This is a genomic window from Elioraea rosea (assembly GCF_007644105.1).
GTDB lineage: Bacteria > Pseudomonadota > Alphaproteobacteria > Acetobacterales > Acetobacteraceae > Elioraea_A > Elioraea_A rosea.
Genome location: NZ_VFAC01000002.1, coordinates 73,325 through 87,466, shown reverse-complemented (window position 1 = coordinate 87,466; position 14,142 = coordinate 73,325). Strand labels below are relative to the sequence as shown.

Here is a 14,142-nt window from a genome sequence, read left to right as displayed (position 1 = left end):
ATGGTTTCTCGACTGATCGCGGTGACGATGGGAGACCCGGCCGGCGTCGGGCCGGAGATCGCGCTGAAGGCGCTCCGTGCCCTGGCGTCCCGCGAAGGGGATGGTGCCATCGGCGCTGCGATCGTTGGTGCGATGGAGGAGCTGCAGCGCGCGAACGATGCGCTGGAACTCGGGGCGCGGTTCCGCCCAGCCGTCTTTCCCGGTGAAGCTGGAGCGGTGTGGCCCGAGGTCGCGGTGGTCGAGACCGGTCCCGCCCCGGCACCGATCGCGTTCGGCCAGGTTTCGCCCGCCGCGGGGCACCTCGCCTACGAAGCTGTTGCGACGGCCGTCCGCCTCGCGATGGCGGGGGATGTCGGCGCGATTGCGACCGCCCCGCTGAACAAGGAAGCGCTCAATCTCGGTGGGCATCACTACGCTGGCCACACCGACATGCTGGCCGATCTCACGGGCGCAGGCGACAGCTGCATGATGCTCGCACACGGCCCGCTGCGGGTGACGCATGTGACGACGCACGTCCCGCTTTCGCGTGTTCCCTCGCTTCTTACGCCGGCGCGGCTCGAGCGCACGCTCACGCTCACCCTCGATGCGCTGACGAGGCTTGGCATTGCCAGGCCGCGCATTGCGGTCGCCGCGCTGAACCCGCATGCCGGTGAGGGCGGCTTGTTCGGAAAGGAGGACGACGACGTGACCGTGCCGGTCGTACGCGCCTGGCGCGCGCGCGGCCACGACGTCGAAGGCCCTGTTCCAGGTGACACGGTGTTCGTCAAGGCAGCCGCCGGCCAGTTCGATGCCGTCGTCGCGATGTATCACGACCAAGGACACATCCCGATCAAGCTGCTCGGTTTCAGGATCGACCCGGCTACGGGTGCCTGGACCGGGCTGAGCGGCGTGAACGTGACCTTGGGCCTGCCCATCATCCGCACCTCGGTCGACCATGGCACGGCGTTCGACATCGCCGGCCGTGGGATTGCCAACGAGCAGAGCATGATCGAGGCGATCGAGCTCGCCGCCGCGCTCGCCGGCGCCCGACCATGACGACGGTCGCCGCCGAGGAGCTTGACGGGCTCCTGCGCTGCCTCTTCCAGGCTGCGGGTTCGGAACCTGCCGAGGCTTCCTGTGTCGCGGCGCATCTCGTCGAGGCCAATCTCGTCGGGCATGACAGCCATGGGGCGATCCGCGCACCGAAATACGTTGCCTGGGTCAAGGCCGGCGAGCTGCTGCCGAACCGGCATGCGACACGCGTTGTCGATGCGGGCCCTCTCGTCGTGGTCGATGGCGGGTTCGGCTACGGCCAGGTGATCGGCGCGGAAGGCATGGAGATCGCGACCGAGAGCGTGCGGCAACACGGGCTGTGTCTGCTCGGCATCCGCAACAGCGGCCACCTTGGGCGCATCGGCGCTTGGGCGGAGGCGCTGGCACTGTCGGGCATCGTCTCTGTCCACTTCGTCAACACATCAGGCTACGGGATTCTCGTCGCGCCGCATGGATCGGCCGAGCGTCGCCTGTCAGCCAACCCGATCGCGGCCGGAGCGCCGGGCCCGAACGGGCCGCTGGTGCTCGACATCGCGACCTCGGCAACGGCGGAGGGCAAGATCCAGGTCGCTCGCAACAAGGGTGACACTCTGCCGCCTGGGCTGATCATCGACGGTGCCGGCAACGACATCACGGATCCCGCCGCGTTCTATCGTGACCCTCCCGGCGCGATCCTTCCGTTTGGCGGACACAAGGGCTCCGGCCTCTCGGTATTCTGCGAGATCCTCGCCGGAAGCCTGACCGGTGGCAACGCGAGCCACCCTGAAAACGCGACGGCATGGCGCCTCGTCAACAACATGCTCACCCTCGCGGTCGACCCTGCGCGACTGGGCACGACGGAGGCGTTCGCAGCCGATGTCGCGCGGCTCGTCGAGTGGGTCGGCAGCGCGCGGCCGAAGCAGGCAGGCACACGCCCGCTGCTGCCGGGAGATATCGAGCGCGAAACGCGCGGGGCCCGGAGCCGGGATGGCATTCCGCTCGATCGCGAGACCTGCCTGCAACTTGCCGAGGCCGCGTCGTCACTCGGCGTCTCCATTCCGCACTTTGCCCAGAGAGCATGCCGTGATGCGCAATGACACCGCGCGGACGAATCCCGTGCGCACCGCGTTGCTCTCGGGCGGAACGGCGTGGGGTGTCATGGCGTTCGAGTTCTTCACGCCAGGGTTGCCGTTCGTTCTGGCGGCCGCTGGGGCCGATTTCGTCATTCTGGACATGGAGCATTCCGGCATCAGCATCGAGACCGTGAAGGCCCAGGTTGCCTTCGCGAAGGCAGCCGGGATCGTTCCGATGGTACGCGTTCCCGGCCATGGCTACGCGCAGGTCGCGCCCGTACTCGACGCCGGGGCGATGGGGATCATGCTGCCGATGACCGAGACGCGGCAGGAGGCAGAGGCCTTCGTCTCCTGGTGCAGATACCGCCCGCAGGGCAGGCGCGGCCTCGGCTTCGGCGTCGGCCACGATGACTGGCGCGGAAGGGACGCGGCCGAGACGATGCGGGCTGCTAACGAGAGTGTGCTCACCATCGCGCTCATCGAGAGCGAACGGGGTGTAGCTAATGCGCACGAGATCCTCGGTGTGAAGGGCATCGACATCGGCTGGCTCGGCCATTTCGACCTGTCCGACAGCCTCGGCATTGCGGGACAGTTCTCTCATCCCCGCTACGTGGAGGCGGAGGAGCGGCTGATCGCCGCTGCAGCAGCGGCAGGAAAACCACTCGGCTGGGTCGCAGCCGATGCCGCAGCAGCAAGGCACGCCCTCTCGCGCGGGTTTCGATGCCTGTGCATCGGCCATGAGGTGGCCGTTCTCAGAAGCGCGCTCGCGGCCGAACTTGCCGCAGCGCGGCAGCCAGGAGGGGGCGGCGGCTGATGCCGAGGCCCGATCCGCAACGCGCTCGGACGAACCCGGCGCGAAACAACGACAACGATAACGACAACGGGAAGGAAGCTGAATCATGGAACGACGTGACATGTTCGCAGGCGGTGCGCTGATTGGCGCAGCCGGCCTCGCCCTTGCTGCAACGCCGAGCGCCGCACAGGCGCCTGCCTCTTCGGGCCCCTCCGTGCTCGACCGTATTATCCGCGAGAAGAAGATCCGCATCACCGCAGAGGTGACATCTCCGCCCTTCGGGATCCTCGACCGGAACAATCAGCCCGACGGCTCCGAGATCGCGACGGCGCGGCGGCTTGCGCAGGATCTTGGCGTGGAGCTCGACCTCGTCCAGGTAACGGGGCCGCAGCGCATTCCCGCCCTGCTCTCGGGCCGCGCGGATGTCGCGATCTCTTCGCTGTCCATCACGCTCGAGCGCGCCAAGACGGTCGCTTTCGCCAATCCGCATGGCGCACTTTCCATCGTCATCACCGCGCCCGAGCGCGTAACCATTAGGAACGCGGCCGATCTCGCGGGCAAACGGATCGGCATCACCCGGGCGACGCTCGAGGAGGCAACCGTACCGAGGAGCGCACCGCAGGGTGCCAACATCGTCTTCTTCGACGACATTGCCGCAACGATCCAGGCTCTTCTCTCGGGGCAGGTCGACGCTGCCGGTATGTCGGCTTTCGCTGCAAAGTCGGTGGCCGACCGCAATCCCCGCGCGGGACTTCAGAACAAGTACACCGTGACGACCGCCTTCTACGCCCCGGCTGTGCGGCCAGCCGACCATGAGCTCAGGCATTGGATCAACACCTGGATCATGTTGTCGAAGCAGAATGGCGTGCTCGCGGAAATCTACGAGCGCTATACAGGCGTCGAGCTCGTGGCTCTACCGACGATCTGAGTGTCGGCGCGGCGGGCCGACGACACGGACCGCCGCGCAACCCGCTCCGCGCAACATGAGCTATGTGTTCCAGTTCGGCGTCGTCTGGGAGCATCTGCCGGACCTTCTGGCGGGCGCCTGGCTGACGATCACGCTGTCGACCGGCGCCTTCATGCTTGGCTTCGTCATTGCCGTCGCGTGCGCCGCGGGCCGCAGCCTCGGGCCGCGCGCCGTCCGGCTCGCTGTGTCAGCCTACGTGGAGGTGATCCGAAACACGCCTCTGCTCGTACAGCTCTTCGTCATCTACTTTTCCCTGCCTGCGCTCGGGCTGAGGATGGATGCCGGCGAGGCGGCGCTGGTTGGGCTCGCTCTCAACTTCGGCGGCTATGCGACGGAGATCATCCGATCCGGCATCGAGGCGGTCTCACGGGGGCAGCTCGAGGCCGGCCGCGCGCTGGGCCTCTCATGGTACCGGATCTTCCGCCACATCGTCCTGGTGCAGGCCTTGACTGTCGCCTACCCCGCGCTGGCGAGCCAGTTCATCCTGCTTCTGCTTGGCTCCTCCATCGTCTCGGCCATCTCGGCGCAGGAGCTTACGGCGGTCACCAACACGCTGCAGTCGACGACCTTCCGGTCGTTCGAGTTCTATTTCGTCGCGACCGCATTGTATCTCGCGATGGCGCTCGCCGCGCGGCTCCTGCTCGACGGGGTGTACTGGACGCTGCTCGTGCGCGGCCGTGCGCCGTCGTCAGGAAGGCGCGCATGAGCAGAGACTTCGAGCTGCCGGAGCTGCTTTTTCTCATCGCAGCCCTGCGCTGGACGATCGCGCTCTCCGCGGTCGCGTTCGCCGGCGGATTCGTGGGTGGGTTTATTGTCGCTCTCGCACGGGTTTCGCGCCTGCCGGTGCTGAGGTGGTGCGCCGCGGGTTATATTGGCCTGGTGCAGGGCACGCCGCTTCTGATGCAGCTGTTCCTTGCCTATTTCGGCCTCGCTGTCCTGACAGGCGTGCGGCTCGACCCGTGGCCAGCCGTCGCGCTTGCCTTCACGCTCTACGCCACGGCCTTCCTTGCCGAGATCTGGCGCGGCGCGATCGAGGCCGTTCCCCAGGCGCAGTGGGAGGCGGGTGCGGCGCTTGCGCTGCCTCGCGGCAGGATCCTGCGATGGATCGTGCTGCCGCAGGCCCTTCGCATCGCCATTCCCCCCACGTCGGGTTTCCTGATCCAGTTGATCAAGGGAACGTCGGTCGCCTCGATCATCGGCTTCATCGAGCTGACGCGGGCAGGGCAGCTTATCGTCAATGTCACGTTCCAGCCGATGACCGTCTATCCTGTCGTCGCGATGCTCTACTTCGCTGTGTGCTGGCCATTGTCGCTGGTCGCGGGGCGGCTCGAGCGCAGGTTCGGGCGGCATCAGGCGCGGGTCGAGCTTCTCTGAGGCGGGCCTGGCTTGAACCGGGCGATCTCGGCCCGCCATTCGGCATTTGGCATGCCGCCTGCTTGCATCGAGTCCGCCGAACCAAGAAAGGGATGGGGCCGTGACCTGGCGCGAGATGGACCGCGAGACGCTCGACAGAGCCTACAACAATGCCGGCGCCGTCGCCGACAGTCAGCAATGGCTCGCCGGCTGGCGCGAGCTCGGTGCCACGCGGCGTGCGATGCCGGGGGCGGTGCTCGACCAGGCCTATGGCCCGCGCGAGCGGAACCGGATCGACCTGTTCCCGAGCGGTGCGAAGGACGCCCCGCTGATGCTGTTCTTCCATGGCGGCTACTGGCAGCGGAACGCCAAGGAGGGTTTCGCCTGCATGGCCGATGGGCCCCTTGCGCACGGCATCGATGTTGCGCTTGCCGGGTACACGCTGTGCCCGGACGCGACGATGACAGAGGTGGTTGCCGAGGCCCAGGCTGCAGTGGCCTGGCTGGTTGCGAATGCGCGCGGCCTGGGCTTCGGGATGCGCACGCTCGTGCTGTCCGGGTGGTCTGCCGGCGGGCATCTTGCCGCTTCCTGCGCCACCAACCCGGCGGTGGATGCCGCGCTGCTGATCAGCGGCGTGTACGACCTCGCCCCCGTCCAGGCAGGCGGGCTGAACGATGCGCTGCGCATGGACCCGGCGGAAGCGGAGCGGCTGAGCCCCATGCGCCACATCGCACCGAGCCGCGTTCGCTTCACCGTCACCTGGGGCGGCGACGAGCTGCCCGAGCTCCGCCGCCAGTCGGCCGACTATGCCGCGGCCTGGGTCGCGGCGGGCAACGCGGCGGAGGCGCCGCCGGTTCCGGGAGCGAACCATTTCTCGATCCTCGACGAGCTGGTGCGCGCCGACGGTGTGCTCACCCGCGCGGTCGTCTCCCTGGTGGGGTGAGCCAGCTATCGATCACCTCGAAGGGAACGTAGGAGCGAAAACCAAACGAGCGCATCGTCGAGTCGTAGCAGCGTTGCCTCGCGCCGCGGTCAGGGATCCAGTTGAACTGTAAAGCCGAGCCGAACACGCCGCTGACCATCTCAGCTGGCGCATCGGAGGGCTGAACGCCCGCGTATTCAGGAGCCGTCAATCTTGCGGCGCCCGGCCACATCTGCTGGAACCGCTCGCGCGCGGCGATGCATTGCGAGTCGGCCGCGCTGTCCGCAGCGCAGGCGCCGAGCAGCAGCATCAGGGCGACGACTGCACCGCGCGCCGTCCGCCACCACGGTGCTCCAGCCTTTGCGATCATGGGGCACATCCCAGGCGCATGGAGGCGAAGAGACGCTCGGCCGAGCCGCGATACGCCTGCGCGCGCTCGGGCACATCCGGCGCGCCCGGCGTCCACTCCTGCAGAAGCTGGAGGCGCGCCGCAGCGCCCGGACCTGCCGTCGTGACACAGACGCGCGATCGCATCTCGAAATGGCGGGGCCTGTTGTTCGGGGCCGGCATGTCGCCGTCCATGCTCACGGGGAAGCACCCCGTTGCCCGGTCGACGGCCCCGACCTCGGCCTTCGCCCCTCCGCGGATCAGCGCCGTCATGCCCGATCCCGGGCCGGCCGCTGGGCCGCCTCAGGGCTGCAGCACGCGGACAAGGTCCGGGGCGCCGGCACGACTAGCCATGTCCAGGGCGCGGTCTCCCCGCCGGTTGCGCAGCTCGGGATTGGCGCCACGCGACAGCAGCAGGCGCATTACGTCGGTACGACACGCGACGGTCGCGGAATGCAGCGCCGTGTCGCCGAACGCATCCCTGGCATTCGGGTCGGCCCCCGAGTCCAGGAGGAACACGGCAACCGGTGTCTGGCCACCGAGCGCAGCCCATTGGAGCAGCGTGGTGCCGCTGCTGCCGATGGGCTCGGGCAAACTGCTGGCGCGCCAGCGCTGCACCGCCGCCAGGTCCCCGCTGGCGGCGGCGTGCTCCTCCGGTGACATGCTCGGTCGCGAGACCGTCAACACGGTGCTGATGCTAGCTGGAGCTGCCCGACAATAGCTTGAGGTTGGCGACCCTGTGGCGACGCCTGCGTCGCCCGTCGTGCAGCCTGACAGGACGAGCAGAAGGAAACCGCCCGAGAGGTAGAGACGGCCTTGCGGCCATCGTGTCTTCGCAGGCTTCATGACAGACCGTCGGCGCAGGGCAGCAGCACATTCCGACCGGCACGGCCCGCGCCCAGGACGTTGATCCGGAGCATGCGCGCCAGTTGTGCCGTCGTTCACAGAAGTTGAAATTTGGCAGCTTCGCTTCTTCGCAGCAACAAAAATTGAAACGTATCGTTCCGCGGTCGGCATCCTGACTTGGGCCCTCGGAGCGGTCCGCCAGTCGTGTAGTCCGGCGGCCTCGAGGGGATCACGGGTGTGGCGCAGAAGATGGCAAACACGCCGCAGGAGAGGGTGGTGATGACTGACCCTCCCCCGTCTGAGCGCTCGGGGACGTATGTTCGTTTCGACGGAGCGAGGAGGGCGACATGGCGAGGAAGCAGCACAGTGCCGGGAAGATCAAAGGCAAGCTGCGCGAGGCGGTGACCGCGCTGACGCTGCACAAGCTGATCCTGAACGAGGCGACTTCGGGAGACCATTGAGCCCCGCCCGCCGCGGGGCCCGCATCGAGGGCGTCGCGGCGCTTGGCGTGCTCGGTCGTCGGGCCTGCGCGGTGCTCGGGCAGCACTGCTCGACCCAGCGCAAGCCGCCGCGGCTGGCGAACGCCAAGCCGGCGGAGCGGATCTGGCGTCGGGAGGGGCTGAAAGTAGCGCAGCGGCGGCCAAAGCGGGATCGTCTCTCTGACGGGGTGAGGCGGACTCAGCGGCGGAGCGCATCCACCTGCTCGAAGGGCGGATAGGAGAAGAAGCCGAACGCACTCATCGTCGAGTCATAGCAGCGTCGCCTCGTGCCACGATCAGGGATGCTGCTCATCGCTGAACCGAAGGAGCCACCGACGATCTCAGGCCGCGCATTGCCGGGCGGAACGCCGGATATCCCGAAGGCGTTTGCGATCATCGGCCACATCTGCTCGAACCGCTCGCGGGCGGCGATGCACTGCGGGTCGACCGCGCCGCTGTCCGCGGCGCAGGCTGCGAGCAGCAGCATGAGGGCGAGCCCCGCGCGGCGCACGGCGCGGCGGGGTGCTCCCGCCTTGTCGGTCATGGCGCACCGCCCAGGCGCATGGATGCGAACAGCCGCTCGGCCGTGCCGCGATATGCCTGCACGCGCTCGGACTTGCCCGGCGAGCACGGCGTCCACTCCTGAAGCAGTTGAAGAGTTGCCGCAGCGTCGACCCCAGCCTGTGTGACGCAGACGCGGGAGCGCATCTCGAACCGGCGGGGCGTCTCGTTCGGAACGGGCATGTCGCCATCCATGCTCACGGGCAAGCACCCGGTCGCCGGGTCGACGAGACCGACGTCGGCCTTCGCCCCTCTGCGGACCGGTGCTGTCAGGCCCGATCCCAGGCCTGTCCCTGGCCCGCCGCCTCCGTGAAGCGCATCGGCGAAGCGCGCGCGCACGGGCTCAATCGGAAGATAGGTCGCACTGCCGGCTGGAGGTGGCAGGAAAGCAAGTTCGACTATCTCGAAATGCATGTCGAACGACGAAGCATCCCGGTTCGCCCGCTGCCACTCCACCCGCGGCGGCATGTGCACGAACTGGCGGATGCTGCTTCCAAGAACGCCAGTCACCTCGCACCATCCCTCACCAGGCAGGATCGCTGAGACCTGGCGGATTTCGCCACCGATCGCGACCCGCCTGTCGCTTCCTGCAACGACCAATCCTTGGAGCGCGCGCTCCATCGCGTGCTGCAAACGATAAGGAAGGCTAGCGGCCGGGCGACGACACGGCATTGATCCACCGCAGCTCTCGGCGGTTGTCGCGCGACACGATCAGGGACTGATCGCGAGGATCAGCTTCCGAGCCTGGGGACGGGCGCTGTCCAACATGGCGCCGTGACGTAGGTCAACGTTGCTGCCGTGCGTGCGGGCTAACCTTAGCCTTTTTGGGGGTCGCTGATGCCGTTGCCTTATCAGATCGGTTATCGCTTTAGGGCGTCCTGCCGCCAGTCTCCGGCAAGCGAAAAGGGGGTGGGCCGGTGCCTGCTCGCGCTGCTGTTCCTCTGGAGTCCCGGATGCGCGGGGGAAGCATCACTGCCGCTATCAGGGTCGCTCGTCGAGGAGTGCGTGCGTGCCGGCGGGACCTACGGCGTCCCCGCCGAACGGACGATCCGGATTGGGCGTTCCTATACGGCCATCCTCCCCGCTGTGCCTGGTTGCATGCTTCATCTCGGCCAAACGACCGTGTTCCGTATCGAGTTGGGCCATGCGGAGGCGCGCGCGCTGCCGCATTTCGCGAACCTTGCCTGGGTACCTGGCTTCCAGACGACCTATGGCCCGATCTATACGAATGTCGCGGAGCTTCGAAGTCTCCTCGAGCGGGATGTGCTCGGCGCAGTATCGCGCGGCGGTACCGGCGAACTGCGCGGGCAACTCCTGCGCGTCGGCCAGAGCAAGCTGGTCAGGCTGCTCGACGCGGAGATTGGCGCAGACATCGTGGAAACCGGCTGCGTGCCCGTAAGGACGCGGAGTGCGTTCAGCTTCCATCCTGCCTTTCCTCAGGGCACCGTCGCCGAGCAGCGCGTCGAGGAGCGTTTTTGCACCGGGCCTCCGGGCGAGACGGCCGAGTTCAACGCGCTCGAGATCTTCTCTCCCGATGACCCCGGCGCAACCCGGCGCAGCGCGCGCGCCCAGGCGATCTTCGCGGGATTCTTCGGCTCGAGCCGCCTCGTTTCACCGCGAGAGGGTGGTGGTCGCGCAGCCGGAGACCAGGCCGACGCGTTGGTGCGCATGCACGAACTGCAGTGCAGGCTCCGTTACAACGGCCATCATCACGCCGGGCCGGTGCCTGAGCTTCGCATGTCGCGCTACGCGATGACCGTGCCTGGGACCGGTTGGTGTGAGATCGCGAGCGGTCCCAACTCTTCGGGCAGAATCTTCGTGAAGGATCTGACCGAGCTCGATCGCCGCGCGGGGGGGGGAGATGTCTCGCTCGCTTGCCGATGATTTCTATCTCCTGAACCTGCTTGCGTTTGACGTCCGGCCCGATGGATGGGATGGCGACAGGCTACACCGGGATGAGCTGCCCGCGCTTCGCCGCATCCTGAGCGCCATCGTCGAACGCGATCATCGTGGCGAGAGCACTACCTATGCGCCACACGTCGGCAGCAGGCATGGAACGCTGCGGTCGATCGAGCTCGGTCCTGATCTGCCGGGAACGCGGTGCATCCCACTTCGCACCGAACACGAGTCTAGGGATGCCTCGTTTCTCCTCGTGCACGACGTCGGGCTGTTCCGAAACGAGTTCCGCTACTGCCTCGCGGGGGGAGGGAGGACGGTCGTCCTCGGCATGATGGAGCGTTGGCTTGAGTCAGACCCCCGCGCCGAGGAACGAGCCGCAAGCGCGCACGCGATCGGCAAGGCATTCTTCCGGTCGCTGCGGCCCGAGTAAGCGACGCAGCCGGGGCCTTCCGTCGCAGCGGACGGCGCGTGTGGCCCCGAGCCGTGTGGTGCACGTTCCACCGAGGAATGAGCTCGCATGCACCTTGACGCTGTGACGGATTTGCCCGACGCGATGCCCGACTACGGATGCGGATCCCTCGATACGCTGTCGGCGCGTGCGAATGGGAAGAAGGAAGCCGTCGTCATGGCGCTGGGCCGATGCGGATGGATGCGAACATTGGGTCGGTCCTGGTCCGAAGGCTGCCCACCGCGCCGGCGCCTCTGGGTCGATGACCGCCCATTGTGTTTGATCACCTTTCCGGTCGCCCCCTATCCGTACCGGGAGGCGGAGAGAACCAGCGCTCTTGAAGCGAGAACTGGCAATCGGTTCGGGGGGTGTGTCGCGTCCACCAACCGGCGTTGCTGCTGAGGTGTCCACGGATCGGCCGAAGTTCTCACCACTCGGCACAGGCAGGATAACGGAAACCTCCTAGCCATGTGCCGCGATTCGAACGCGAGGATCGGTTCCCGGAAGCAGCTTGCCGTTGCGATAGTTGCACTCGCTCTCCGCCGTCGGGGGGGGGCGGTCGGCTGCGGCGCATTCTGCGCAGCGGGAGTCCCGGTGGAGTATGGCGCAGAAGGTCCTGAGCCTGGGGCCGGGCGGCGCACCCTACTACCCCGATCACGAGCGCAGCGGCCGGTCAACCTCCCACGATCTGCGAGAGCAACGAACGACACCGCATTTGCCCCACCCTTCGGCCATGAAGGATAGGAGGACAGCGCCCCGGCCGCGTTGATCGGCGCCGACGTGCCGCGGCGACCGCGTCACCCGCGCGCGGTGGCGATCGCTGCCCATACCCGCGACGGGCTCGCCGGCATGTCCATGTGTTTCACGCCATAGCCGGAAAGTGCATCGACCACCGCGTTCATCACCGCCGCTGGCGAGCCGATCGTGCCGACTTCGCCGCAGCCCTTCACGCCCATCGGCGTGTCGGTCGAGGGGGTGGGATGGGTGCTGACCGCATAGGCGGGAAGGTCATCGGCCCTCGGCATCGCGTAGTCCTGGAACGAGCCGGAGAGGATCTGCCCCGTCGCGCGGTCATAGACGCAATGCTCGAGCAGCGCCTGGCCGACGCCCTGGGTGATGCCGCCATGCAGCTGGCCGGCAACGATCATCGGGTTGATCACCGTGCCGACGTCGTCGACCGCTGTGTAGCCGACGAGCTCGACCTTGCCTGTTTCCGGGTCGATCTCGACCTCGCAGACATGCGCGCCGGAGGGAAAGGAGAAGTTCGCCGGGTCATGGAAGGCCTGCTCTTCGAGGCCCGGGTCGAGGGCTTCGAGCGGGTAGTCGTGCGGTACATACGCGGCAAGCGCGATCTCGGCGAAGGATTTCGCCCTGTCGGTTCCGGCCACGCGGAACGTGCCGCCCGAGAACTCGACGTCATCGGCCGACGCTTCGAGAAGGTGCGCGGCGATCTTCTTTCCCTTGGCAATCACACGGTCGGACGCCTTGGCGAGTGCCGCCCCGCCGACGACGAGCGAGCGTGAGCCGTAGGTGCCCATGCCGAACTGCACCCTGTCGGTATCGCCGAACACCACATCTATGTCCTCGAAGGCAACGCCGAGCTTCTCCGCCGCGATCTGCGCGAAGGTCGTTTCATGACCCTGGCCGTGGTTGTGCGTGCCGATGAGAACCGTCACCTGGCCAGTCGGGTGCACGCGAACGGTGGCACTCTCATAGAGCCCGCCGCGCGCGCCGAGAGAGCCGGCAATGCGCGACGGCGCGAGGCCGCACGCCTCGATATAGGTGGACAGGCCGAGGCCACGCAGCTTGCCCTTCGCCGCGGCGGCCGCCTTGCGTGCGGGAAACCCGGTGTGATCCGCCGCAGCAAGAGCGCGCTCCATGCAGCCTGCCGGGTCGCCACTGTCGTAGCGCATCATCACCGGCGTCTGGTATGGAAACGCCTCCTTCGGGATCATGTTGCGGCGGCGGATCTCCACCTTGTCGATCCCCATCTCCGCCGCGGCGATCTCGACCAGGCGCTCGACCACGAAGGTCGCCTCCGGCCGCCCCGCGCCGCGATAGGCATCGACCGGAACGGTGTTGGTGAACACGACCTTCACGCCGCAATGGATGGCAGGGATCGTGTAGACGCCTGACAGCAGCGGCCCATACAGGTTCGTCGGAATGTTCGGGCCGAAGGTGGAGATGTAGCCACCGAGATTGCCGATGGTCTCGACGCTGAGGCCGAGGAACTTTCCGTCCGCGTCGAGCGCAAGGGCAGCCTCCGTCACATGATCGCGCCCATGCGCATCGGAGATGAACCCCTCCGATCGCTCGCACACCCATTTCACCGCGCGGCCGAGGCGCATCGCCGCGAAGGTGACGACCGCCTCCTCCGCATAGTGGAACTGCTTCACGCCGAACCCGCCGCCGACATCGGGGGCGACCACGCGCAGGTTCTGCTGCGGGATGTTGAGAACGAACAGGCCCATCAGCAGCCGAACGACATGGGGGAACTGGCTCGTCGTCCAAAGCGTCGTCCGACCCGTCGCGGCGTCGTGTTCGGCGATGGCAGCGCGCGGCTCCATCGGGTTGCCGACGAGACGATTGTTCACGAGACGCACGCGCGCGACATGCGCTGCCCGGGCGAAGGCTGCCTCCGTCGCGGCCTTGTCGCCGATCGACCAGTCGCAGCAGAGATTGTCCGCTACGTCATCGAACAGCAGCGGCGCGCCTGGCGCGATGGCTGCCTCGAGGTCGATCACCGCAGACAGCACCTCGTAGCTGACGGCAATGGCCTCGGCCGCATCGCGGGCCGCAGCCGCGGTCTCGGCGACGACGAAGGCCACCGCATCACCGACGTAGCGCACCTTGCCTTGCGCGAGCGCTGGGTGGGCAGGCTCCTTCATCGGCGCGCCGTCGGTACCCTTGATGCCCCAACCGCAGGGCAGGCCACCGACACCCGCCGCGGCGAGGTCGGCGCCAGTCAGCACGAGGATCACTCCCGGCATCGCAGTCGCGCGTGCCGTGTCGACCGCCGTGATCGTCGCATGCGCATGGGGTGAGCGCAGGAATGCGCCGAACGCCATGGCTGGGCGCACCATGTCGGCCACATAGCTGCCGCGGCCACGAACGAAGCGCTGGTCCTCCTTTCGCCGTACGGACGCGCCGATGCCCTTGTCGCTCATTCCCGCTCCCTCTCTCCGGTGTGCTTGGAGTTTCGCCGCAAGAACGGTGCCATTCGCACTCGATGCTTGGCGCAGGCCGTGCCGACCCCTCGTTGCACACAAGAAGGGCAATGGTCCGATTAGCCTGCCCGATTCATGCGCGAATGCATATCGGCCATGCGCTGCGCGCTCCCCTTCTGCATGGCACGTGCGTTGCAACACCCGAACACGGGAAAACCGGCCGGCCCTGCCGTGCC

The 14,142-nt window shown here is 67.4% G+C and carries 15 protein-coding genes and 1 pseudogene; 10 read left to right on the top strand and 6 right to left on the bottom strand.

The window, feature by feature from the left end:
• The 7 genes from pdxA to FIF60_RS02065 all read left to right on the top strand — a co-directional run bounded on the left by pdxA (position 1) and on the right by FIF60_RS02065 (position 6,140).
• Positions 1-1,035, top strand: coding sequence for a 4-hydroxythreonine-4-phosphate dehydrogenase PdxA (gene pdxA / locus FIF60_RS02095; RefSeq protein WP_144183358.1), 1,035 nt, complete (start codon positions 1-3; stop codon positions 1,033-1,035).
• Complete coding sequence (locus tag FIF60_RS02090) at positions 1,032-2,108, top strand: malate/lactate/ureidoglycolate dehydrogenase (RefSeq protein ID WP_144183356.1); 1,077 nt, start codon at positions 1,032-1,034, stop codon at positions 2,106-2,108. The genes pdxA and FIF60_RS02090 overlap by 4 nt, the downstream gene beginning before the upstream one ends.
• Complete coding sequence (locus FIF60_RS02085) at positions 2,098-2,898, top strand: HpcH/HpaI aldolase family protein (protein ID WP_158639020.1); 801 nt, start codon at positions 2,098-2,100, stop codon at positions 2,896-2,898. Before FIF60_RS02090 ends, FIF60_RS02085 begins: the two co-directional genes overlap by 11 nt.
• 85 nt (positions 2,899-2,983) lie before the next feature.
• Positions 2,984-3,805: a transporter substrate-binding domain-containing protein gene (locus FIF60_RS02080; protein ID WP_144183352.1), complete on the top strand. Its 822-nt coding sequence runs from the start codon at positions 2,984-2,986 to the stop codon at positions 3,803-3,805.
• Between the two features lie 55 nt (positions 3,806-3,860).
• Positions 3,861-4,550: an amino acid ABC transporter permease gene (locus FIF60_RS02075; protein ID WP_144183350.1), complete on the top strand. Its 690-nt coding sequence runs from the start codon at positions 3,861-3,863 to the stop codon at positions 4,548-4,550.
• Positions 4,547-5,218 carry an amino acid ABC transporter permease gene (locus FIF60_RS02070; RefSeq protein ID WP_144183348.1) on the top strand — a complete coding sequence of 224 codons (672 nt, stop codon included), beginning with the start codon at positions 4,547-4,549 and terminating at the stop codon, positions 5,216-5,218. The genes FIF60_RS02075 and FIF60_RS02070 overlap by 4 nt, the downstream gene beginning before the upstream one ends.
• Positions 5,219-5,318: 100 nt before the next feature.
• Entirely contained in the window at positions 5,319-6,140 is an 822-nt protein-coding gene (locus FIF60_RS02065; RefSeq protein ID WP_204251065.1) for an alpha/beta hydrolase, read from the top strand.
• Here FIF60_RS02065 and FIF60_RS02060 read toward each other — a convergent pair.
• Genes FIF60_RS02060 through FIF60_RS21460 form a run of 3 tightly spaced genes read right to left on the bottom strand, consistent with a single transcriptional unit; the run spans position 6,109 to position 7,169 of the window.
• Entirely contained in the window at positions 6,109-6,429 is a 321-nt protein-coding gene (locus FIF60_RS02060) for a hypothetical protein (RefSeq protein WP_144183346.1), read from the bottom strand. The two genes, FIF60_RS02065 and FIF60_RS02060, sit on opposite strands and share 32 nt — an antisense overlap.
• 56 nt (positions 6,430-6,485) lie before the next feature.
• Positions 6,486-6,779 (bottom strand): hypothetical protein, encoded by a 294-nt coding sequence (locus FIF60_RS02055; RefSeq protein ID WP_144183344.1) that lies wholly within the window; start codon positions 6,777-6,779, stop codon positions 6,486-6,488.
• Positions 6,780-6,809: 30 nt separating this feature from the next.
• Complete coding sequence (locus FIF60_RS21460) at positions 6,810-7,169, bottom strand: ankyrin repeat domain-containing protein (RefSeq protein WP_158639019.1); 360 nt, start codon at positions 7,167-7,169, stop codon at positions 6,810-6,812.
• A 572-nt stretch (positions 7,170-7,741) separates the two neighbouring features.
• Between FIF60_RS21460 and FIF60_RS22355 the strand changes: the two are divergent.
• Positions 7,742-7,917 (top strand): annotated as a pseudogene (locus FIF60_RS22355) (IS3 family transposase); the annotation flags it as partial.
• Between the two features lie 113 nt (positions 7,918-8,030).
• Here FIF60_RS22355 and FIF60_RS02045 read toward each other — a convergent pair.
• Complete coding sequence (locus FIF60_RS02045) at positions 8,031-8,375, bottom strand: hypothetical protein (protein ID WP_144183340.1); 345 nt, start codon at positions 8,373-8,375, stop codon at positions 8,031-8,033.
• Positions 8,372-9,013: a hypothetical protein gene (locus FIF60_RS02040; RefSeq protein ID WP_144183338.1), complete on the bottom strand. Its 642-nt coding sequence runs from the start codon at positions 9,011-9,013 to the stop codon at positions 8,372-8,374. Before FIF60_RS02040 ends, FIF60_RS02045 begins: the two co-directional genes overlap by 4 nt.
• A 216-nt stretch (positions 9,014-9,229) precedes the next feature.
• Here FIF60_RS02040 and FIF60_RS02035 point away from each other — a divergent pair, with 216 nt between their 5' ends.
• Both FIF60_RS02035 and FIF60_RS02030 read left to right on the top strand, forming a co-directional pair.
• Positions 9,230-10,276, top strand: coding sequence for a hypothetical protein (locus tag FIF60_RS02035; RefSeq protein WP_144183336.1), 1,047 nt, complete (start codon positions 9,230-9,232; stop codon positions 10,274-10,276).
• Complete coding sequence (locus tag FIF60_RS02030; RefSeq protein WP_144183334.1) at positions 10,254-10,721, top strand: hypothetical protein; 468 nt, start codon at positions 10,254-10,256, stop codon at positions 10,719-10,721. Before FIF60_RS02035 ends, FIF60_RS02030 begins: the two co-directional genes overlap by 23 nt.
• An 815-nt stretch (positions 10,722-11,536) precedes the next feature.
• On the opposite strand, the gene FIF60_RS02025 is transcribed toward FIF60_RS02030, so the two are convergent.
• Entirely contained in the window at positions 11,537-13,906 is a 2,370-nt protein-coding gene (locus FIF60_RS02025; protein WP_144183332.1) for a xanthine dehydrogenase family protein molybdopterin-binding subunit, read from the bottom strand.
• Positions 13,907-14,142 lie beyond the last annotated feature (236 nt).

Bases quoted from the DNA above. Each gene is read 5' to 3' on its own strand.
- pdxA (WP_144183358.1), top strand. From the start codon at position 1: ATGGTTTCTCGACTGATCGCGGTGACGATGGGAGACCCGGCCGGCGTC.
- FIF60_RS02090 (WP_144183356.1), top strand. From the start codon at position 1,032: ATGACGACGGTCGCCGCCGAGGAGCTTGACGGGCTCCTGCGCTGCCTC.
- FIF60_RS02085 (WP_158639020.1), top strand. From the start codon at position 2,098: ATGCGCAATGACACCGCGCGGACGAATCCCGTGCGCACCGCGTTGCTC.
- FIF60_RS02080 (WP_144183352.1), top strand. From the start codon at position 2,984: ATGGAACGACGTGACATGTTCGCAGGCGGTGCGCTGATTGGCGCAGCC.
- FIF60_RS02075 (WP_144183350.1), top strand. From the start codon at position 3,861: ATGAGCTATGTGTTCCAGTTCGGCGTCGTCTGGGAGCATCTGCCGGAC.
- FIF60_RS02070 (WP_144183348.1), top strand. From the start codon at position 4,547: ATGAGCAGAGACTTCGAGCTGCCGGAGCTGCTTTTTCTCATCGCAGCC.
- FIF60_RS02060 (WP_144183346.1), bottom strand. From the start codon at position 6,429: ATGCTGCTGCTCGGCGCCTGCGCTGCGGACAGCGCGGCCGACTCGCAA.
- FIF60_RS02055 (WP_144183344.1), bottom strand. From the start codon at position 6,779: ATGACGGCGCTGATCCGCGGAGGGGCGAAGGCCGAGGTCGGGGCCGTC.
- FIF60_RS21460 (WP_158639019.1), bottom strand. From the start codon at position 7,169: ATGTCACCGGAGGAGCACGCCGCCGCCAGCGGGGACCTGGCGGCGGTG.
- FIF60_RS02045 (WP_144183340.1), bottom strand. From the start codon at position 8,375: ATGACCGACAAGGCGGGAGCACCCCGCCGCGCCGTGCGCCGCGCGGGG.
- FIF60_RS02040 (WP_144183338.1), bottom strand. From the start codon at position 9,013: ATGGAGCGCGCGCTCCAAGGATTGGTCGTTGCAGGAAGCGACAGGCGG.
- FIF60_RS02035 (WP_144183336.1), top strand. From the start codon at position 9,230: ATGCCGTTGCCTTATCAGATCGGTTATCGCTTTAGGGCGTCCTGCCGC.
- FIF60_RS02030 (WP_144183334.1), top strand. From the start codon at position 10,254: ATGTCTCGCTCGCTTGCCGATGATTTCTATCTCCTGAACCTGCTTGCG.
- FIF60_RS02025 (WP_144183332.1), bottom strand. From the start codon at position 13,906: ATGAGCGACAAGGGCATCGGCGCGTCCGTACGGCGAAAGGAGGACCAG.